14 protein-coding genes are annotated in these 21,659 nt (G+C 50.0%); 10 read left to right on the top strand and 4 right to left on the bottom strand.

Annotation, left to right across the window (positions count from 1 at the left end; translation table 11 throughout):
- Window positions 1-74: 74 nt before the first annotated feature.
- From JQX58_RS07420 to JQX58_RS15525, 4 genes are all read left to right on the top strand, one after another.
- A complete protein-coding gene (locus JQX58_RS07420; RefSeq protein ID WP_204146200.1) occupies window positions 75-1,457 on the top strand; it encodes a sigma-54-dependent transcriptional regulator in 1,383 nt (460 codons plus the stop codon).
- Window positions 1,447-3,465, top strand: coding sequence for a cache domain-containing protein (locus JQX58_RS07415; RefSeq protein ID WP_204146199.1), 2,019 nt, complete (start codon window positions 1,447-1,449; stop codon window positions 3,463-3,465). The genes JQX58_RS07420 and JQX58_RS07415 overlap by 11 nt, the downstream gene beginning before the upstream one ends.
- Before the next feature lie 187 nt (window positions 3,466-3,652).
- Complete coding sequence (locus JQX58_RS07410; RefSeq protein ID WP_204146198.1) at window positions 3,653-5,386, top strand: OFA family MFS transporter; 1,734 nt, start codon at window positions 3,653-3,655, stop codon at window positions 5,384-5,386.
- A gap of 208 nt (window positions 5,387-5,594) precedes the next feature.
- Entirely contained in the window at window positions 5,595-8,435 is a 2,841-nt protein-coding gene (locus JQX58_RS15525) for an HD domain-containing phosphohydrolase (protein WP_204146197.1), read from the top strand.
- Between the two features lie 7 nt (window positions 8,436-8,442).
- On the opposite strand, the gene JQX58_RS07400 is transcribed toward JQX58_RS15525, so the two are convergent.
- A complete protein-coding gene (locus JQX58_RS07400) occupies window positions 8,443-9,759 on the bottom strand; it encodes a DUF2252 family protein (RefSeq protein ID WP_338040700.1) in 1,317 nt (438 codons plus the stop codon).
- Window positions 9,760-9,910: 151 nt separating this feature from the next.
- Here JQX58_RS07400 and zigA point away from each other — a divergent pair, with 151 nt between their 5' ends.
- Together zigA and JQX58_RS07390 are read left to right on the top strand one after the other, a co-directional pair.
- A complete protein-coding gene (zigA, locus tag JQX58_RS07395) occupies window positions 9,911-11,128 on the top strand; it encodes a zinc metallochaperone GTPase ZigA (RefSeq protein WP_204146196.1) in 1,218 nt (405 codons plus the stop codon).
- Entirely contained in the window at window positions 11,125-11,796 is a 672-nt protein-coding gene (locus JQX58_RS07390; protein WP_204146195.1) for a DUF1826 domain-containing protein, read from the top strand. Before zigA ends, JQX58_RS07390 begins: the two co-directional genes overlap by 4 nt.
- A 232-nt stretch (window positions 11,797-12,028) precedes the next feature.
- On the opposite strand, the gene JQX58_RS07385 is transcribed toward JQX58_RS07390, so the two are convergent.
- A complete protein-coding gene (locus JQX58_RS07385) occupies window positions 12,029-13,438 on the bottom strand; it encodes an NAD(P)(+) transhydrogenase (Re/Si-specific) subunit beta (RefSeq protein ID WP_204146194.1) in 1,410 nt (469 codons plus the stop codon).
- Window positions 13,439-13,447: 9 nt separating this feature from the next.
- Window positions 13,448-15,016: a Re/Si-specific NAD(P)(+) transhydrogenase subunit alpha gene (locus JQX58_RS07380; RefSeq protein WP_204146193.1), complete on the bottom strand. Its 1,569-nt coding sequence runs from the start codon at window positions 15,014-15,016 to the stop codon at window positions 13,448-13,450.
- Window positions 15,017-15,587: 571 nt separating this feature from the next.
- Between JQX58_RS07380 and JQX58_RS07375 the strand changes: the two genes are divergently transcribed.
- From JQX58_RS07375 to JQX58_RS07360, 4 genes are read left to right on the top strand one after another with little or no spacing between them, the layout of a single operon-like run.
- Window positions 15,588-16,085, top strand: coding sequence for a formate dehydrogenase subunit gamma (locus tag JQX58_RS07375; protein WP_204146192.1), 498 nt, complete (start codon window positions 15,588-15,590; stop codon window positions 16,083-16,085).
- Window positions 16,085-17,659 (top strand): formate dehydrogenase beta subunit, encoded by a 1,575-nt coding sequence (locus JQX58_RS07370; RefSeq protein WP_204146191.1) that lies wholly within the window; start codon window positions 16,085-16,087, stop codon window positions 17,657-17,659. The genes JQX58_RS07375 and JQX58_RS07370 overlap by 1 nt, the downstream gene beginning before the upstream one ends.
- Before the next feature lie 2 nt (window positions 17,660-17,661).
- A complete protein-coding gene (fdhF, locus tag JQX58_RS07365) occupies window positions 17,662-20,535 on the top strand; it encodes a formate dehydrogenase subunit alpha (RefSeq protein ID WP_204146190.1) in 2,874 nt (957 codons plus the stop codon).
- A gap of 20 nt (window positions 20,536-20,555) precedes the next feature.
- On the top strand, window positions 20,556-20,795 hold the full coding sequence (locus JQX58_RS07360) for a formate dehydrogenase subunit delta (protein WP_204146189.1): 240 nt from the start codon (window positions 20,556-20,558) through the stop codon (window positions 20,793-20,795).
- A gap of 96 nt (window positions 20,796-20,891) precedes the next feature.
- On the opposite strand, the gene JQX58_RS07355 is transcribed toward JQX58_RS07360, so the two are convergent.
- Window positions 20,892-21,503, bottom strand: a complete 612-nt coding sequence (locus tag JQX58_RS07355; protein ID WP_204146188.1) for a methyltransferase family protein — start codon at window positions 21,501-21,503, stop codon at window positions 20,892-20,894.
- Window positions 21,504-21,659 lie beyond the last annotated feature (156 nt).

Here is a 21,659-nt window from a genome sequence, read left to right as displayed (position 1 = left end):
GCCTCAAGATTGATGCTTTGTTAACCAAGCGCTTGTGCTAAACTTTTTTGAAATCAGTCAATTAGAATAACAATATGAGCGTATCCATCACATCGCCTGCGACTTTACCCACATCTCATTCTTTGCAAGATAACCGCATCCTCATTGTCGATGATGAGGCCGGTATTCGTGACTTCTTACAACGTGCCCTAAGCAAATATTACGCTCATGTGGCTGTTGCCTCATCCAGCGAAGAAGCCGAGACGTTGCGCCAACAACAGCATTTTGATGTGTTGATTGTCGACATCTGTATGCCTGGGCGCTCTGGAGTGGAATGGATTCACAGTGCACGCGAATCTGGCTGCCCTTCTGAAGTGATTTTCATGACCGCCTTCGCCGACTTAAACCAAGCCATCGATGTCTTGCGTTTAGGGGCCAGTGATTTAATCATCAAACCCTTTCGTATAGAACAAATGCGCAGAGCGGTGGCCAAATGCCTAGAACATCGCCGTTTGCACAAAGAAAACTTCGTCTTAACGCAACAACTTTCGCGCCAAGACAATAACACCGGTCTTATTGGCGAAAGTGCCGTTATGCAGAGCGCACGGGATTTCATTAGTCGTATTGCCAAGGCGCCATCGGCGGTACTGATTGAAGGTGAAACCGGTACCGGTAAAGAGTTAGCGGCGCTGGCCATTCATCAGCAAAGTGATCGCAGCGGCGCCTTCGTGCCAGTAAACTGCGCAGCCCTCGCGCCGGAACTGGTCGAATCAGAATTATTTGGTCATGTGAAAGGTGCTTTCACCAACGCCCATCAGGCCCGTGAAGGGCTCTTTAGTTATGCCGATGGCGGCACGCTGTTTTTAGATGAAATCGCCGAGCTGCCGCTGGCGATGCAATCCAAACTACTGCGGGTACTTGAAGATGGTCGCATTCGCGCCGTGGGAGCGGAGCGCGATGATCCGGTCAATGTTCGTATCGTGGCCGCGTCCAATAAATCCTTGGCCCAAGCCGTCAGCTCAGGCGCGTTTCGTGAAGATTTATTCTATCGTTTAAATGTTTTACAACTGGCTCTTCCTGCTTTGCGCCAACGTCGTGACGATGTCGTGCTGCTGGCGCAACACTTTATCGCCAAACTCAGTGTCGAATTGGGCGTTAGCCCGTTTTCACTCAGCCCACATGATCAACGGGCTTTGCAAGATTATGCTTGGCCAGGCAATGTGCGCGAACTCAAAAACATCATCGAACGATGCCTATTATTAGCACTCACTCCAGCACAATTGCTGACCTCGGCCAATGACGCCTCTAGCTCTCAGGGCTACCCAAGCCAGTGGCCCCTAAAGGCAGTAGAAGTCGCGCACATTGAGCAAGTACTGCAAGATTGCCAAGGTAACAAAACCAAGGCCGCTGAGCGCCTTGGCATCACTCGCAAAACATTAGATCGCAAACTGACATTAGGAGAAGACGGTGGCTTCTAAGCGTTGGCGACAATACTTGGACAGCTTAAGAGGACGCATGGTAGCGCTTACGTTGTTCCCTCTGTTACTGGTGTTACCAGGCGTCATTTTATTGGCTTACTTGTGGAGCAACGAGGTGGGCTATCGTCAATTGTTGATGAAAGCCAATACCGATCTAGCGGTCGCCCACGAGACCTTTTTAAACACCCAAGAACAATACTTAGTACGCCTATCGTTAAGCGCCAATGACTACCGCTTTAGAGCGGACTTACGTGAACAACTCGCCAGCCCCGAGGCCACAAAAGTCGACAACTTGCAGCAGCGCCTAGCCTTGGCCACTGAGCTGGATTTTGTGCGCATTTTATCGCCAGCGGGATGCGCCATTGCACAGCAGGATTGCTTCTACCCTAGCAGCCCACTATTAACTCGTGCCCAACTCGAAGGCCCCAGCAGTGGCGTGGAAGTATTTTCGCAAACCACATTAGAACGACTGGACCCAGCCTTAGCAAAGCGAGCTGCGATTCCCCCTCTAACAGGCGCTGACGCATCCGCCATCGAACAGCGCGGCATGCTACTGCATTTTGTCTATCCAGTAACGGGCGAGCATGGGCAAATCCTAGCGTATTTGGCAGCGGGTTTATTAATGAACGCCAACCACGCGTTTGTCGACCAAATTAGCAACACCGTCTACGGACCGGGTAGTTTGCCCGAGCAAGGGCTTGGCACAGTCACCTTGTTTTTAGACAACGTACGCATCAGCACCAATGTGCCACACCCAAGCGCGCAACAGCAACGCGCCATCGGCACCACGGTTTCGGACCAAGTCCAGCAGCAGGTGTTGCTGCAAGGTGAGCGTTGGCTCGATCGCGCTTTTGTCGTGAATGATTGGTATGTTTCAGCCTACGAACCCGTGACCGATGTAAATGGTGAGCGCATTGGCATGCTGTACGCAGGCTTTTTAGAAGCCCCCTTTATGAGCAGCCTATACCATTGGCTAGAGCTGTTATTGTGGCTATTTGCCGCGGTGTTAGTAGTCTGTATCACATTGGCAATATTAGGTGCACGCTCACTGGCCAAACCGTTTGAAATTATGACTTCAGTGATGGATCGCATCCGTGACGGTGAGCGTTTACAGATTCCATCGCTTAATACCACGGCCGAAGTACATCAGCTAGCCGAACACTTTAATGACATGCAAAGCCAACTGGATCAGCAGCGCGATGAGATTCTATCCGCCGCTCAACAACTAGAACATAAAGTCGCGCAACGAACCCAAGCATTAGAACAAAAAACCCAAGAACTACAACAACATATCACCTTGTTAAACCGCACTAGAGAGCAGTTGGTAGAACAGGGTAAATTAGCCGCTTTAGGCGAACTGACCGCAGGTGTAGCTCATGAAATCAACAATCCGACCGCGGTCATATTGGGCTATATGGACATTTTAATGGATGAACTTGGCGATCAAGTCACTCCAGAAATCCAACACGACGCTGATATCATCATCGCCCAAGTAGCACGTATTCGAACCATCATTGACGATCTACTTAAGCTTGCCAAACAAGACCCTAACACTCATCAATTGGCCGCAATCGACGTCGGACCAATCATCGAAAACACGCAAGCACTGGTGCAGCATGAACTGTCGCGTCGACGCATCAGCTTGCGATTAGACCTTAGAGCAGATCAGCTTGCCCTAGCGGATAGCGCTCAGCTACAGCAAGTGTTGATCAACTTGATTATGAATGCTGCTAACGCCATCGATAACGACGGTACGATCACCCTTCGCAGCCGCAATCATCGCTTAGGTGGCGTACGTGTCCTAGTGGCCGATAACGGCTGTGGCATGACGCCGACGCAGAAAAAACGCATCTTTGACCCCTTCTACACCACCTCAAGCCAAGGTACAGGGTTGGGGCTCGCCATCAGTAAGCGGCTTTTAGATCAGGCCAGAGCCACACTCAAAGTGCGTTCTAAGGTAGCGGTTGGCACGCTCTTCGCTATCACTCTTCAAGGCGGGTCAAAATGACCCGCCCGCTTCTCTAAAACGCATCAAAATAACCCTACCGCTTATCATATAAATCCCTCTAATACTTGTAAGTCAATGTTTTAAAAAGACTTTACAGATTGGCCTAGTTATTGCGATAGGTAATGCGCAAGTTACCCACTTGCGATCACAAACTGCCACAATAAATATAAAAGCGGAGCGAAACCTTATGTCTCAATCATCTGGTCCTTTATCGTTCTTATTAAAAGAGCGCATTGTAGCCAAACCCGGCTTCAACCGTTGGCTGGTACCCCCAGCTTCTATCGCCATTCACCTATGTATTGGCTCTGTTTACGCCTGGAGTATTTTTAACCCACCTCTTGTTCGACAACACGGTGTCGTTGCCAGCGCCGCCGATGATTGGTCGTTAAGTTCTGTTGTTTGGATTTTCTCAACAGCTATTGTCTTTCTTGGCTTAGCCGCCGCGATTGGCGGTAAATGGCTCGAAAAAGTCGGCCCTCGTGCGGTGGGCTTCTTAGCCGCTATTTTATGGGGCGGCGGCTTTTTAGTCGGTAGCCTCGGTATTCTCTGGGACCAGCTCTGGCTGCTCTATTTAGGCTACGGCGTCATGGGGGGCTGTGGTCTCGGCCTCGGCTATGTCTCACCCGTGAGTACTTTAATACGGTGGTTCCCTGACCGAAGGGGCATGGCCACCGGCATGGCCATTATGGGCTTTGGCGGTGGTGCGATGATCGGTGCGCCGTTAAAAGAATGGCTGTTGACCAAGTTTTACGAAGCGCCGCAGTACCTTGGTAAAGTAACCGATGTCACCATGATCACAGATGCCGGCCGTCGTTTTGTCGAAGTGGCCGGCGAGCGCCTTGAAGTGGTCGTTGCCAGCGCAGCGGACATGGCCAAAGTGCCGGTGCCAGGGCCAGAAGGTGTTTACGTAGTCAATACTGGCGATACAGGTGTAGCGGGCGTCTTTATCACGTTGGGGATTGTCTACTTCATCGTCATGACCATCGCGGCATTTGCTTATCGCGTGCCAGCACCAGACTGGAAACCAGAAGGCTGGACACCACCACCTGAGAAAGAAGCCAAAACTCAGCTGATCAGCACCAATCACGTCCACATCGACCAAGCGCTGAAAACACCGCAATTTTACCTATTGTGGTTAGTGCTGTGTTTGAACGTGACCGCGGGCATCGGTGTGATCGGGGTGGCCAAGACCATGATGACGGAAATCTTCGGCACGACGCTGCCATTGATTGTCGACGCTGGTTTTGCCGCGACGTATGTCTTGATGATCAGTGTCTTTAACATGGTGGGCCGCTTCTTCTGGGCCTCAGCGTCCGACTATATTGGGCGCAAAAACACCTTCTACTGCTTCTTCTTGATCGGTATGGTGCTGTATGTCTCGATTCCCTACATCGCCAGCCAAGTCAGCAGTAACCCAGCGGTTATTTGGCTAATCTTGTTCTGCTTGGCGACCATGATCATCTTCACTATGTATGGCGGTGGTTTTGCGACGATTCCAGCGTACTTGGCTGATATTTTCGGCACGCTACATGTTGGTGGCATTCACGGTCGTTTGTTGACGGCTTGGAGTACCGCGGGCGTCTTAGGGCCGTTTGCGATCACTTACTTGCGTGAGCAGTCTCTCAACAACGCGATCCATAACCTCGCAGCCAAAATCGATCCGGCCGTGTTTATGCAAACCTTCGGTGCGGGCCGTGAGCAGTTAGAAGCCTTAATCGCCTCTAACACGGTAACGCTTGGTCGTTTGATGGAAATCGCACCAGCAGGCACGGTCGACCCGACGTCTAGCCTGTACAACACGACAATGTACGCGATGGCGGGCCTTTTGGTCGTAGCTTTCTTTGCCAATATGTCGATCCGTAAAGTTGCAACCAAACACCACGTCGAAAATACCCACCCTGAAGAAGCGCCAGCGACGTAAGTTATTACTTAAATGCGCCTATAAAGGCTGAACTCCGATGGGTTCAGCCTTTTTTATTCGCCTCACTAAACTTGAACATTTTTTAATCCTAACCAATACTCAACAACGTAATTTCGCGCATTTTATTCATAGTTTCCTACAAATTTGCCATTAAAAAAGGTCGACATGGATGAATAGGTACCGCCTAAAAAAGGGAATTTCAGTTAGAGTGCTAGTCAGTGGCAGCATCATCCTTAGTATGATGTTGTTAGCGGCAACGCTAACCATTTTTTCCTACTGGTATGGTCGTGATGCCTTACATCAGCAGATAGAGCTTAATGCCAAACAAGCGACGTTATCTCTTGAGATGCAAATTGAGCACGTCACCGCGACGGCTGAACAGAGTGTGATGTTGTTGCAATTTGATGCCATCACCAGCCTAAACAATATGGATCAGCGCACTGCTCGCCTGCCCTTTTTGGCAAGCTTAATCAAGATGAACCAGATTTTAAGCGCGGTCTACGTCGGCTACGATGATGGTGATTTCTTTTTATTTCGCTCCCTTAAAAGTCCCATTGCGCGAGCACGTTTCAATGCCCCAGAAGGGGCGCAGTTTTTACTGCAAGCAATCGACCGCCAGGCCTCAGGCGTGATCGAAAACACGCGCTGGACGTTTTTCGATGCCGAACTCAATCCGCTACAGCACCTTGAGCAACCCAATGACTATCGCTACGACCCAAGAGAACGACCGTGGTTTCAGCAAGCACATTCTCAGCGTGGCACCATCTTAACAGAGCCCTATTTATTCTACTCAACCGATGAAATTGGCAGCTCCTTCGCCATTTATAATGCCGATAATAGAGCTACCGTAGGGGTCGATGCGTCGATTAACGACTTATCGCAGTATATGCATCAGCTAACGCCAGCCACCCCGATACAAATGGCCATTGTGGATCACGATGGTCACCTAATGGGCTACAACCAGACCGATGTCCCCCTGACGACCACCGCTGATGACGAACATTCTGAGATCAAAACTCTCGCACAATTAGACAATAACGCTTTAGCACAACTGCAGGCGCAGCCGAACCATACGCAAACGATCGCTAAATATTCCGCCGAGGGTGAACAATGGTATGGCCTAAGCTATCCCTTAGAGGGATCAAGCATGCAAGAATGGCAATTACTTTATGCTGTGCCGCAGTCCTTCTTACTGCACGACATCAACCAAAATCTACGAAATCAACTACTGCTTGCCAGTGGGGTCATTTTGATTTTGATGTTTTTCGGTTGGCTCGTCGGACGCTCGATTGCGCATCCTTTGCACCTGCTATCGAAAGAGGTCAGCAAGCTGTCGTCATTTGATTTTAATCGCAAGATTGATGTGACCTCGCCAGTCAAAGAAGTGAATGTGCTCTCATCCTTAACCGATCATATGGCACTGACGATTCATAACTTCCAATCGATTTCGCACACCTTGGCGCACGACCCTGATCTAGAACACATGCTCGAACAAGTTTCTAATCACCTAATTGCCATTACGTCTTCCAAAGCTGGGGCAGTGTACTTATTTAATGAGTCCAAGTCGCAAATGCAGCGCGCCACACAAGCGCATATTCAGTGCCCAGAAACGCTCATCTGTCATAGCACTCACTGGCCTGAATTACGCCCTGCATTGATGGCGCAGCTTGATCACACGCAGCAGTTATTTCTGACGCCTTTGATCGACCGTGATAACACCACATTGGGCATGCTGTTACTGCAATTACCAGAAGGGTCACAGGTAAACATTGAATCGTTTCAACGCTTTATGGATGAGGTATCCGGTGCAGCGGCCACAGCAATCTCTACTCGCCGCCAATTAGAAGCACAACAGGAATTACTCGATGCCATCATTCGTCTACTCGCCGATGCCATTGATGCCAAGTCTCCTTACACCAGCGCTCACTGTGAGCGCGTACCTGAGCTTGCCATAATGCTGGCCGACGCCACAGAACAAACTAACCAAGGCCCACTGGCGCCATTCACCATGACGGAGCAACAGCGCCGCGAGTTTCAACTGGCCGCCTGGCTGCATGACTGCGGCAAAATCACCAGCCCGGTACACGTGGTCGACAAAGCGACCAAACTAGAAACCATCTATAATCGCATTCATGAGGTGCGCACGCGCTTTGAAGTACTCTGGCGTGACGCTGAGATCGAGTACCTCAAAGGGCAAATCGCCGGTCAAGATGAAAGCCAGCTGGCAGCGCATAAACACCAGCGCCAGCAACAACTGCTCGCAGATTTTGCCTTTATCGCGCACAGCAACATAGGCGGCGAAGCCATGTCAGAGCAAGATATTGAGCGCTTACAACAAATCGCTCAAACCACTTGGACCCGCCATTTCAGTAATCGTCTTGGTTTGTCTCAAGACGAACAGCAATTACTGCCAGACACACCGGAAACCTTGCCAGCGCAAGAAACACTGCTCACCAACAGAGCTGAACATATTGAACCTTGGGGAGACCGGCGCCCTGCCGTAGAGGCGGACAACCCTGACAATATTTGGGGCTTTAATATGCAGCTGCCAGAGCAAGCGTTTAACAAGGGAGAGCTGTACAACTTAAGTGTACAGCGGGGCACATTAACCGAGGAAGAACGCTTTGTGATCAAAGATCATATGGTGCAAACCATCAAAATGCTCACCTCGTTGCCCTTCCCTGATGAGTACAAAAACGTTGCCAACATTGCTGGCAATCATCACGAGCAGCTCAACGGCAACGGCTACCCAAGGCAACTCAAGCGCGAAGAGCTCAGTGTACAAGATCGTATGCTCGCCATTGCCGACGTGTTTGAAGCGTTAACCGCATCCGACCGCCCCTACAAAGCGGGCCATAGCATCTCAAAAGCACTTACCATCCTCGCCAGCATGGTGAAAAAGGAGCATTTGGACGGCGATTTATTTAAGCTATTTGTTGAGTCGCAAACCTACCTCACCTACGCCAACGCTTACCTGAAGCCCGAGCAAATCGATGCCGTGGATAAAGAGCAACTATGGCAGTTGGCAGGCCTCAACACTGAAGCCTGATCAGACTTCAGCGACTTTGCTCAGATGCCAGCCACTGCCAATCTTGCTTCACCTGCTCCGCATACGCCTTTTGAACTTCTTTAAGTGCTTGCCAAGCTTGATCAGGTGTTGCAGCCACCGCATGCTCAAAGCCATAACCCCGACGATCACTGCGACAGTGCGCCAGCGCTAAAGCCATACCACAGGCATAGGCATAATCGAGCAAACCATTCTTTTGCGCTTTTTTGCCGCAGCACACGTCTTCTGGATCAATACCCACACGAGCATGGTGACGTGAACGAATCAACCAGTGCGACTTTTTCCAACGTGCTTCGTCAAGCACCAAATCAGGATTACGCTGCATGCGACGCTGACAAGTCACTGTTAGGTGCGCCGGATTCAGTAAATTCACTGGGCTTAATTCAGTGAAGCAAAATAACGGCGCTGCAGGGCGCTGCTTTTTGATTTCGACGATATGATACTGGGCTAACTCATCTTCATGAGCCACTGCATCAGGCCCGACCAATAAATAGTAACGTGCCATATTGACCGAACCTGTGCCGGCGCCCACACGCTCAACTATGTCGAGAATATGATCGTCGACGTAGGGGGCAAACTGTTGCTCAATCTCGTGATATAAGGCGCGGTTGATGCGCTGAAACTTCTCTGGCAGCGCCCGAAACTGCAGTGGAAAAGCAGTTAAATCGACAGCTTTGGCTAGTGAGCTTTTGCTCATAAAGTCTTTGCCAGCGGCTTGGCGCTTCGCCGCTTTGTTTTCTGGCTTATGTAAAATATGGTCTTTTTCGAAGTCTTGTAGCACCGCGCGATAATCCCATTGCTGCGATAAAATGCGTACACACACCGCGCGATAGCTTTCTAAAAACGCTTCCAGTGCTTGCTCTACCTGCGCCGAATCAACAACCTTAGACTTACCCAGTGTATCTTCCAGTTGATACGTCCCCGCTAGCGCACCTTTGCAATGATCGGCACTTAAAATCATGCTCACGCCAAAGCGCAATAGATCCCATCCGGCTTGACCGACACAGGCATCATCAAAATCATTGGGGGCAAAAATAACGTCGCCACCGTGAGAGCCTTCTTCACTGAAAAAGCCAAAATTAGACACATGGCAATCGCCCATAATCATCGTCAGTGGCCATTGTTCGAGCTCACTTGGCAGGCGCACACGCGCCGTCGCCAAGTCGTGATAAAACAGCGCCGCCGAGCCTCTTAAGAAGACAAATGGACTCTGCGCCATTTTCTGATGCTTGGCTAAATCTGAACCAGGTGCGACGCCGTCCACGCGCGTCATGGTTTCAATCAATTCTGATGCTCTTTGGGTCACGCGCACTTCCTCCACTGATGATTACTGAAATAATCCTTTCATCTTAAAAGCTATGACCAAAAACGTCTAAGTAAACTCTGTGCAAGGCGGTCAGCTTTATCCGACACAAATGTTATGTTATAACATCCTAATAATTTTGCAGGAGAAAATTATGTCCACTACCCCTTCAAATGATCGCCTTCCGGTCACTGTACTGTCGGGCTTCTTAGGCGCTGGCAAAACCACCCTACTAAGCCATATCCTTAATAACCGTGACGGCCTAAAAATTGCCGTGATTGTTAATGACATGAGTGAAATCAACATTGATGCCGCTTTTGTGGAAAAAGAAGTCTCTCTGAACCGTGGCGAAGAAAAGCTCGTGGAAATGAGTAATGGCTGCATCTGCTGCACCTTACGTGAAGACTTGCTGCTGGAAGTACGTCGCTTAGCCGAAGCGAAAAAATTCGATTACCTAGTTATCGAGTCGACCGGTATCTCTGAGCCACTGCCTGTGGCCGAGACCTTTACCTTTGCTGATGAAGATGGTGTCAGCCTGTCTGATATTTCGCGCTTGGATACCATGGTGACCGTAGTCGATGCAGTGAACTTCTTAAAGGACTACCAGCAAGCGCAAAGCCTGCAAGAAACTGGCGAATCCTTAGGTGAAGACGACGAGCGCAGCGTCTCAGATCTGTTGATCGACCAAGTCGAATTTGCCGACATGCTATTGATAAGTAAAGCCGACCTAGTTGATCAAGCGCAACTTGATAAACTTAAAGCCATCTTGCGTTCACTGAATACCGAAGCCGACATTCTGACCATGGAGCACGGCCGTGTCGCTCCAGAAACGATTCTCGGCACCGGCAAATTTAGCTTCGAAAAAGCCCAGCAGTCAGCAGGCTGGATGAAAGAAATGCGCGGCGAGCACATTCCTGAAACCGAAGAATACGGCATTGGCAGCTTTAGTTTTGTGGCACGTAAACCGTTTCACCCAAAACGCTTCCATCACTTCCTACACAGCACAGAACAATACGGTAAATTGATCCGCTCTAAAGGCTACTTTTGGCTGGCGTCACGCCCGCAATTTGCAGGTCAATGGAGCCAAGCAGGCGGTATTGCACACTATGGTTTTGCGGGCATGTTTTGGCACGCGGTGCCACGTAAATTCTGGCCGCAAGACCAAGAATCCATCGATATTATTATGGATCAATGGCACGAACCATTTGGCGACATGCGCCAAGAAATGGTGTTTATCGGCCAAAGCTTGGACAAAGACGCCATGTTGGCTGCTCTGGAAAACTGCCTGCTGACCGAAGACGAACTATTGGCTGGACAAGAAGCTTGGACACAATTTGAAGACCCATTCCCAGCATGGCAGGAGGCGGCATGAGCACTCAAGCCGTCGACTACCCTATGAGTGAGGCCATTGCCGCGCCACGTGCCGCACAGTCTGAAGAGCTTGCGGGGCTCACACAGATCTACCAAGACGACGTCAACTTCGCGGTATGGCAGCGCGTGCTCGAGAACGAGCTCGATCAGGCTGTCGCAGCGCTACTGGCCAACCAAACCAGCTTTTCGCTAAGTGAAATTGTTACCCCAGACAACGTGAGTCAGGCACTTGAGCGTAGTTTGCCGGATGTATCGGGTCGTGATGTGCTGATACGGGACATCGCCTTATTGGTCGATGCTTACTGCTGTTTGTTTGATGCGGATACTGCGGGCCTACGCTTAACGCAAGTAGATCGTGCTATGTGCCCTCGTTTTCATGTCGATCAAGTGCCGTGTCGCTTGATCACAACTTACGCAGGCCCAGCCACGCAATGGCTTTCAGAAAGCGATTTGAACCGTCAAAAATTGGGGCGCGGTAGCAATGGTCTACCCGATAGCAGCTCTGGTTTAATCTCTGGCGATGCCACGATTCAGCAAATCAGCGCCGGCGATGTTGCGCTATTAAAGGGTGAACGCTGGGAAGGTAATGAAGGGCGCGGTATTGTGCACCGTTCTCCGGGTGTCGAGGCTGGCCAACAGCGCTTACTGATGACATTGGATATGGCTTAGCAACAAGCCAGATACTACAGCTGAGAAACTTGATAAAAGGTCAGATATCAAGACTGAGAACAGCAGGCAGGATGCCTGCGTAGCCCAACCGGCACATGGATGTGCCGTCTTGGGCGGTTCGAAGCTTGATACTGACCGGTCGCAATCCCTTTCTAAAGCAACTGTATTTTCTTCAGACACAAAAAAGCCCGAGACATCTTAGATGACTCGGGCTTTTTTATCAGACTAGCTTTTAGTCTTCTGACAAGTGCTTCAACAGTGCGTCGACTGTTTGTTTCGCATCGCCAAACAACATGCGTGTGTTGTCTTTGAAGAACAGTGGGTTTTCAACACCCGCGTAACCACGGCTCATACCACGTTTTAGTACGATAGTGTGCTTACCTTTCCAAGGCTCAAGTACTGGCATACCAGCAATTGGGCTGTCTTCAACTTCGTTTGCTGCAGGGTTAACGATGTCGTTGGCACCGATAACAACCGATACGTCTACTTTAGGGAAATCTTCGTTGATTTCGTCCATTTCGTACACGATGTCGTAAGGTACTTTCGCTTCTGCTAGCAGTACGTTCATGTGACCAGGCATACGACCCGCTACAGGGTGGATACCAAAGCGCACGTTAACGCCTTTTTCACGCAGTTTCTTAGTGATCTCATAAACCGTGTGCTGTGCTTGAGCAACGGCCATACCGTAACCTGGAATGATCATGACTTCTTTCGCAGATTCTAGCATGTGCGCCGCTTCTTCAGTCTGAACTTCGACGATTTCGCCTTGTTCTTCTGCTGCACCGCCTGCTGCTGGAGCCGCTTTTTTCTTCTTAGAACCGATACCACCTAGGATAACGTTCAAGAATTTACGGTTCATCGCACGACACATGATGTAAGACAGGATCGCACCCGAGCTACCTACCAAGGCACCGACTACGATAAGTAGATCGTTACCTAGCATGAAGCCCATCGCTGCCGCTGCCCAACCTGAGTATGAGTTCAGCATCGATACAACCACTGGCATGTCTGCACCACCGATGGCAACCACAAGGTGCGCACCGAAGATCAATGCCAACGCTGTGATGATGTATAGGTAAATCATACCTGCGTCTGCGCCAACCGCTGCGAATTCTACGATTAGGTACAAAGACACTAATACGATCGCAAGGTTGATCATGTGACGACCAGGCAGTTGCAGTGGGTTACCCGATACTTTGCCGCTTAACTTCAAGTAAGCTACCAAAGAACCCGTGAAGGTTACTGCACCGATAAAGATACCTAGTGACGTTTCTACGTCATGGATACGTTGTGCTACAACAGACTCGTAAGCGCCATGGCCAAAAGCATTGGCAAAGCCTACGAAGACCGCAGCCAAACCTACCAAACTGTGTAGGATAGCGACTAGCTCTGGCATCGAGGTCATTTCCACGCGTTTCGCTAGGATGTAACCGATGATACCGCCAGGCACTAGACCGACTAACAGTAGACCGTAGTTGTCTGTTACTGCACCAGCAATAGTAATACCCATCGCAAGTGCCATACCTAGGATGCCGTAGATATTACCGCGGCGTGCGCTTTCTTGGTGGCTCAAGCCACCCAGTGCCATGATGAATAAGGCGCTGGCTCCGATGTAGGCAGCCGTCATTACTCCAAAGTTCATTGTCGTCTCCTACTTACGGAACATTTTCAGCATACGATGCGTCACGGCAAAACCGCCGACGATGTTAATGCTGGTAATAAAGATTGCCAGAGCAGCCAGTATCGAAACGATCGGACTATCGTTCGAGATCTGTGTCAAAGCACCGACCACGATGATACTACTGATGGCATTGGTAACACTCATTAGTGGCGTATGCAGAGAGTGGCTAACTCCCCAAACCACCATATAACCGACAAAGCACGACAATACAAAGACGGTCAAGTGTCCCATAAACTCAGCAGGCGCTACGCTGCCCACTCCCATTAGCAATGCACCTACGATTAACACAGGTACTAGGAAACCAAAGGCACTTGGTTTCTTCTCTTCTTTCTTAGCAGGCTCTTTCGCCTCTGGCAGTGGCTCACTGACATCCGCCTTTGGCGCCGCAGACAAACGCGGTGCTGGTGGTGGCCAAGTGATGTTGCCTTGTTTGACTACCGTTGCCCCACGAATCACTTCGTCTTCCATGTTCAGATCGATCTGACCATCTTTGTTCGGGCAAAGCTCAGTAAGTAGGTGGTAAATGTTGGTCGCAAACAATTGGCTTGATTGCGCCGCCATACGGCTTGGCAAGTTGGTGTAACCGATCAAGGTCACGCCGTGTGCATGCACGACTTCGTTCGCTTGAGTTAGCTTACAGTTACCGCCAGTTTCTGCCGCCAAGTCAACGATCACACTACCTGGTTTCATTGAGCGAACCATTTCTTCTGTGATCAATTCTGGTGCAGGCTTACCTGGGATAAGCGCCGTGGTGATGATGATGTCAACGTCTTTGGCTTGTTCTGCGAACAAGGCCATTTCGGCTGCGATGAACTCAGGGCTCATGACTTTAGCGTAACCGCCTTCGCCACTGCCGTCCTCTTCCTCGAAATCTAACTCAAGGAATTCGGCGTCCATACTTTCGACTTGTTCTTTTACTTCTGGACGCGTGTCGAACGCACGTACGATCGCACCCATACTTTTCGCGGCACCGATGGCTGCAAGACCTGCAACACCTGCACCGATAACCATCACTTTCGCTGGCGGAACTTTACCTGCGGCAGTGATCTGACCTGTGAAGAAGCGACCAAAGTGTTGCGCTGCTTCCACTACCGCACGGTAACCGGCGATGTTGGCCATCGAACTTAGTACGTCCATCTTCTGAGCACGTGAAATACGTGGCACAGCGTCTAGCGCGACAGCATTCGTGCCGCGTGCAGCCAGTTCGTTTAACTTAGCTGAGTTTTGCGCAGGATAGAGGGTACTAATCAGTGTTTGATCTTTACCTAGTAGCTCAATGCCATAAAAGCCAAGCTCTGGGTGTTCCACTGGAGGGCGTACTTTAATCAGGACGTCAGAGTCGTGCCATAGCGCTTTTGTATCGCTGGTCACTTCTACGCCTGCTGCCTCATATGCTTCGTCTGAGTAAGATGCTGCAGCACCTGCACCACTCTCAATCACAAGATCAAAGCCTAACTTTTTGACCCTTTCAGCGACCGCAGGGGTCATGGCCACCCGCAGCTCGCCGTCTTCTATCTCTTTCGGTATACCAATTCTCATAATGATGCCGTACTTATTGTTGTCCGAGTTTAGCCGTAAAATCTTCTTTTATTGGTCTACATAAATAACCATTCACGACATTTATGTAGACTATCGCCCACTTAGGAGCGAAGCCAATTAGAAACCAGCTAAGACGACTAATCTTGCACACAAGCGTCAGAGGCGGGTGTGATTACGACGGTTTTGTAATTTTTGATCACCTTTTCATGTGATCTATAAGGTTTTCTGATACAGCACCCTTGCGCTTTGACTTTTTTTTGCTTAAGTGTGACTTATGGCAATGACATGTTTACTATTTGGCCATCTGAATGTGCCCAAAAAAGAGGCACAGGGATTGCGTCAAAGCACTCGAATGTGTCGCAATAAGATAAATAATTGATCAAGGTGTGTGCTAATGTGCGCACCTGATTAATACTCTTGAAATTAGGCCGCGGGGCAGCGAGCCATGAGGGAGCAATGACCTCATCTTGTCTCTAGTCGCGTCTCGTCGCACATTAACCGCTACAATAATAAGCAACACTTCCGCCAGATTACGAAATCCCTTTGTAGCTGGGCGACAGGAGGAAATACAATGACTACATCGAAAGCAGTTGCGTGGGAGCCAGTAACTGCGCAAGCCATCATTGATGAGCTCAAATCTAAGCCGGGCGCTTTGCTACCGATTCTGCATGCTATTCAGGATCGCTTTTCATATATCCCAGATGAAGCCGTCTCCTTGATCGCTCAGTCGCTCAAACTTACGCGCGCAGAAGTTCACGGTGTGATTAGTTTCTATCACCATTTCCGTACGCATCAACCAGGTCGTCATGTGGTTGAAGTGTGTCGTGCAGAGGCTTGCCAAGCACAAGGTTCACGCGCACTAGAAGCGCACGCAAAAGCGTCTCTAGGCGTGGATTACCACCAGACTACCGATGATCGCAACATCACTCTTGAGCCAGTCTACTGCTTAGGCAACTGTTCTTGCGGCCCGTCTATTCGTGTCGGCGACCAGATCCATGCTGACGTGGACGCAGCGCGCTTTGACGAAATCGTTGAAGGTCTTAAAACTGACCGTGTGGAGATTATGTAATGACTTACCGCATTCATGTTCCCTCTGATACTACAGCCAAAGCACGTGGTGCTGACCGCATTGCACGCTTGATCGAGATCGTCGCACAAGAGCACAATGTTGACGTGGAAGTTCGTCGTAACGGTACCCGTGGTCTGTACTGGATCGAGCCGCTTGTTGAAGTTGATACCGACGCTGGTCGTTACGGTTTTGGCCCAGTCAAAGAAGGCGATATCGAATCTCTGTTTGCCGCAGAATTTTACAAAGGCAACGTTGATCACCCGCTAGCGGTAGGTTTGGTCGAAGAGATCCCTTACTTGAAACGCCAAGAACGTTTCACTTTCTCACGTCTAGGCATCACTGACCCAGTATCCCTTGAAGACTACCAAGCCAACGATGGCTTTAAAGGTCTTAAGAACGCGATCAAACTGTCGTCACAAGAAATCGTTGATGCCGTAAAAGAATCAGGTCTACGTGGCCGTGGTGGTGCAGCGTTCCCAACGGGCATCAAATGGCAAACCGTGCTAGACGTAGAATCACCGAAAAACCAAAAGTACATCGTCTGTAACGCCGACGAAGGTGACTCTGGTACCTTCGCTGACCGTCTCGTGATGGAATGTGACCCGTTCATGCTCATCGAAGGTATGACCATCGCAGGTCTTGCGGTCGGCGCCACTCAAGGTTACATCTACTGCCGTTCTGAGTACCCGCTGTCGATTGAAAACCTAAACAGTGCGATCCAGTCGGCCTACGACAACAACCTATTGGGTGCAGACATCCAAGGTAGCGGCAAACACTTCGATCTAGAAGTACGCATGGGCGCTGGCGCTTACATCTGTGGTGAAGAAACCTCACTACTAGAAAGTTTAGAAGGTAAGCGCGGTCTAGTACGTGCAAAACCACCACTACCAGCCATTGTTGGCCTATTTGGTCAGCCAACGGTAGTGAACAACGTATTGTCATTGGCAGCGGTACCTTTCATCCTTGATAAGGGTGCCAAAGCCTACGCTGACATGGGTATCGGCCGTTCACGCGGTACCTTGCCATTCCAAGTGGCCGGCAACGTTAAGTTCGGCGGTTTGGTAGAATTGGCATTTGGTCCTACACTGAACGAACTAATGTTCGATTTCGGTGGCGGTACACGCAGCGGTCGTCCGCTACGTGCCGTACAGGTAGGTGGCCCATTGGGCGCATACCTACACGAAGGCCAGTGGGATACCCCACTAGGTTACGAAGAATTTAGCCAAAAAGAAGCCGTACTTGGTCACGGTGGTGTGGTCATGTTTGACGACACTGTCGATATGAGTGAACAGGCACGCTTCTCTATGGAGTTCTGTGTGGCCGAGTCATGTGGTAAATGTACCCCATGCCGAATCGGTTCTACACGTGGTGTCGAAGTCATCGACCGTATTCGCGAAGGTAAGAACGTCGAAGCCAACATGGAGCTGTTGTCCGATCTATGTGAGACGATGTTAGACGGTTCCCTTTGTGCCATGGGCGGTATGACGCCATTCCCAGTGCAAAGTGCCATGAAACACTTTACTGAGGACTTCGTTACGAATGCAGCTGCAGCGACCCAAGCGAAGGAGGTCTAATTATGTTGCAACATTTTGACCCAAATAAAGACTACGGCACACCCGCTTCTCTTAGCGAGAAGATGGTGACGCTGGAAATCGATGGCGTAGAAGTCACGGTTCCAGAAGGTACGTCTGTGATGCGTGCAGCGGCGCTGCACGACATCAACATCCCTAAACTATGTGCCAGCGATAACCTAGAAGCTTATGGTTCTTGCCGTATTTGTGCGGTACAAATCGAAGGCCGTCGTGGTACGCCTGCGTCTTGTACGACTCCGGTCGATGCTGGCATGAAGGTCACTACGCAAAACGATAAGCTAGCTAAGCTACGTCGTAACATCATGGAACTGTACATTTCCGATCACCCGCTAGACTGTCTAACCTGTCCAGCCAACGGTGACTGTGAACTACAGGACATGGCAGGCGCTGTGGGTCTACGTGAAGTCCGTTACGGCTTTGATGGCGAGAATCACCTTGATTCACAAAAAGACCACTCAAACCCATACTTCACCTTCGATCCAAGCAAATGTATCGTGTGTTCACGCTGTGTACGTGCCTGTGGTGAAGTCCAAGGTACGTTTGCATTGACGATTGATGGTCGTGGCTTTGACTCGAAAGTGGCCGCTGGCCAAGACGAGCAATTCCTAGACTCTGAGTGTGTGTCTTGTGGTGCCTGTGTCCAAGCGTGTCCAACGTCGACTCTGATGGAAAAATCCGTCATCGACATGGGTGTGCCAGAACACAGTGTAACAACAACATGTGCTTACTGTGGTGTTGGCTGTTCATTCAAAGCCGAAATGAAAGGCGATCAGCTAGTACGTATGGTGCCAGCTAAAGAAGGCGACGCGAACCACGGTCACTCGTGTGTTAAAGGTCGTTTCGCATTTGGTTACGCTACGCACAAAGACCGCATCAAAGCGCCAATGATCCGTGATTCGATCGACCAGCCTTGGAAAGAAGTCAGCTGGGAAGAAGCGATTGGTTTCGCGGCAAAACGTCTAAAAGACATTCAAGCGCAATACGGCCGTGAAAGCATCGGTGGTATTACGTCTTCTCGTTGTACCAACGAAGAAACTTACTTGGTTCAGAAGCTGATCCGTGCGGCATTCGGTAACAACAACACCGATACCTGTGCACGTGTATGTCACAGCCCAACCGGCTACGGTCTGAAGCAAACGCTAGGTGAGTCTGCGGGTACGCAAACATTCGACTCAGTCATGTTCTCTGACTGTATCCTTGTAATCGGTGCTAACCCAACTGACGCCCACCCTGTATTCGGCTCGCTAATGCGTCGTCGTCTACGTGAAGGCGCTAGCTTGATCGTAACGGACCCACGTGAAATCGATCTACTGAGCACACCTCACCTAGGTGATGCAACGCACTTGCCATTGCGTCCAGGCACCAACGTTGCCATGGTTAACGCATTAGCACACGTGGTTGTCACAGAAGGCTACGAAGACAAAGAATTTATCGCGTCTCGTTGTGAAGGCGATGCTTACGCGAAATGGCGTGAGTTCATCATCGAAGAGCGTCATGCACCAGAAAACGTAGAAGAGATCACTGGCGTTAAAGCTGAGAAAGTACGTGAAGCAGCACGTAAATTCGCCACAGCGAAAAACGCATCGATCTACTACGGTCTAGGTGTAACCGAGCACAGCCAAGGTTCAACAACGGTAATGGGGATTGCCAACCTTGCCCTAGCGACTGGCAACATGGGTCGTGAAGGTGTCGGTGTAAACCCACTACGTGGTCAGAACAACGTACAAGGTTCTTGTGACATGGGTTCTTTCCCACACGAGCTACCAGGTTACCAGCACGTATCGGACGCGGTTGCCCGCGCACGCTTCGAAAAAGTATGGGGCGTGAAACTGGACGATGAGCCAGGTTTACGTATTCCGAACATGTTCGATGCTGCCCTATCAGGCGAATTCCGTGCCATGTACGTGCAAGGTGAAGACATTGCCCAGTCTGACCCGAACACACAACACGTTGAAGCGGCTCTATCGGCGCTTGATTGCTTGATCGTACAAGATATCTTCTTGAACGAAACAGCGAAATTCGCTCACGTATTGCTACCAGGCTCTACCTTCCTAGAGAAGAACGGTACCTTCACTAACGCGGAGCGTCGTATTAACCGCGTACGTAAAGTGATGGCACCGGTTGCAGGTAAAGAAGACTGGGAAGTAACGGTCGATCTTGCTAACGCATTGGGCTACCCAATGAACTACTCTCACCCATCTGAAATCATGGATGAGATCGCAAGCCTGACACCAAGCTTCGCGAATGTTAGCTACGATGCGCTTGAAGAGCACGGCAGCCTACAGTGGCCATGTAACGATGAGTTCCCAATGGGCTCACCGATCATGCACACTGAAAGCTTCCCAATCGGTGACGAAGGTAAAGCCTTGTTCGCCGTGACAGAATTCGTACCAACAACGGAACGCGCTAACAGCCGCTTCCCACTGTTGCTAACGACTGGCCGTATCTTGAGCCAATACAACGTAGGCGCACAAACTCGTCGTACCGACAACCAAGCTTGGCACGATGAAGATATCCTTGAGTTGCACCCTCACGATGCAGAAGAGCGCGGTATCAAGACTGGCGATTGGTTGGGTATCACCAGCCGTGCAGGCCAAACGGTACTTCGTGCACGCGTCGCTGAACGTATGCAACCTGGCGTGGTTTACACAACATTCCACCACCCTGGTAGTGGCGCCAACGTCATCACGACCAACAACTCAGACTGGGCGACTAACTGTCCTGAGTACAAGGTGACCGCGGTACAAGTTGAGAAAGTGTCTCAGCCATCAGAATGGCAGAAGAACTTCCAAGACAACCACGAGCGTCAATACGAGTTCTTGCGTGGCTCAGCGTCTTCTGCTGATGCTGTTAAATAAGTAGGTATTGAGAGAGCACTATGTTTCATACTGAAGAAGAAAGCATCGTAACCATGATCAATCACATTGCCCAAAACAATGTGAGCGCTGGGTCGGAATCAGAAGTTGCGGATATTGTGGAAAACCACATTACCAAATTCTGGTCACGTCGCATGAAGAAGATCTTGGCCGAGCAACTTGCTAACGGTACAGAAGAGTTCGAGCCAGCGGCAAAGCTGGCTGCAGAACGCCTTTCTGCCAAAATGAGCGCTTCTGCGTAAGCGCCCATTTTAAGCATTAAAAAAGCCCCTAACTTACTGAGTTAGGGGCTTTTTTTGTCGCTGCTTCGTGGCTTATTTACACAACCAATAAAACCATCAGACCCAGCGCGGCACGCGCTGTTTGTATTCGCTATAAGACTCAGGATGCAGGCGCTCAAGATGCGCCTCTTCGATCTTTGTCTGACGCAAAATAGTCGTCACACCAAATGCCAAACACACCACAGAGAACACGGATGGCAGCGCCAAGACAAATCCAACTTGCGCCAATAACACACCGAGGTAAATAGGATTGCGTGATTTACTGTACACACCGTTTGTCACGAGCTGATGCTTAAGGCTATTGTCTACTCCAGAGGTCCAAGCCTGCCCTAGCGCAAAGTGCGACTTAATTGCCCAAGCAAAACCCACCGTCAAACACACATCGCCAGCGGCCAGCAGCCACGGATTTTCATAGCCTGGCAGTAAGCCTAAGTAACTGTCGATGGACGGGAAAAATACACGCCAGACGCACACCATCCAAATCGCCACACGAAACAGTCCAAAAATTTTGTGATGCCACCAGTTGGCAGAATAGCGCTGCCCGTGAAACACGCGTTCAAGGCCTGAACTGCGCTTAAACGTAATGATGCGAACGGTGTAGAAGAGTGCGACAAAGGTATAGAAGCAGGCTAAGTACACTCGAGTAAACTCTAAAACGGTATCAGTCATGGTCAGTAGACTCTATATAGTCACCCAACGAGCCAAGCACTCTGCGCCGAGTTTGTGTTAATTAATATAAAAGAAAGATAGCACCGAAGGGGGCTTATTATTTTAATTTATGGAATTATGAATTAACTAATAGTGATTAATCAAATGAACAAATGT

Source organism: Marinomonas ostreistagni (genome assembly GCF_016888445.1).
In the GTDB taxonomy this organism is placed as follows: Bacteria; Pseudomonadota; Gammaproteobacteria; order Pseudomonadales; family Marinomonadaceae; genus Marinomonas; species Marinomonas ostreistagni.
This window is presented reverse-complemented; position numbering and strand designations above follow the sequence as displayed.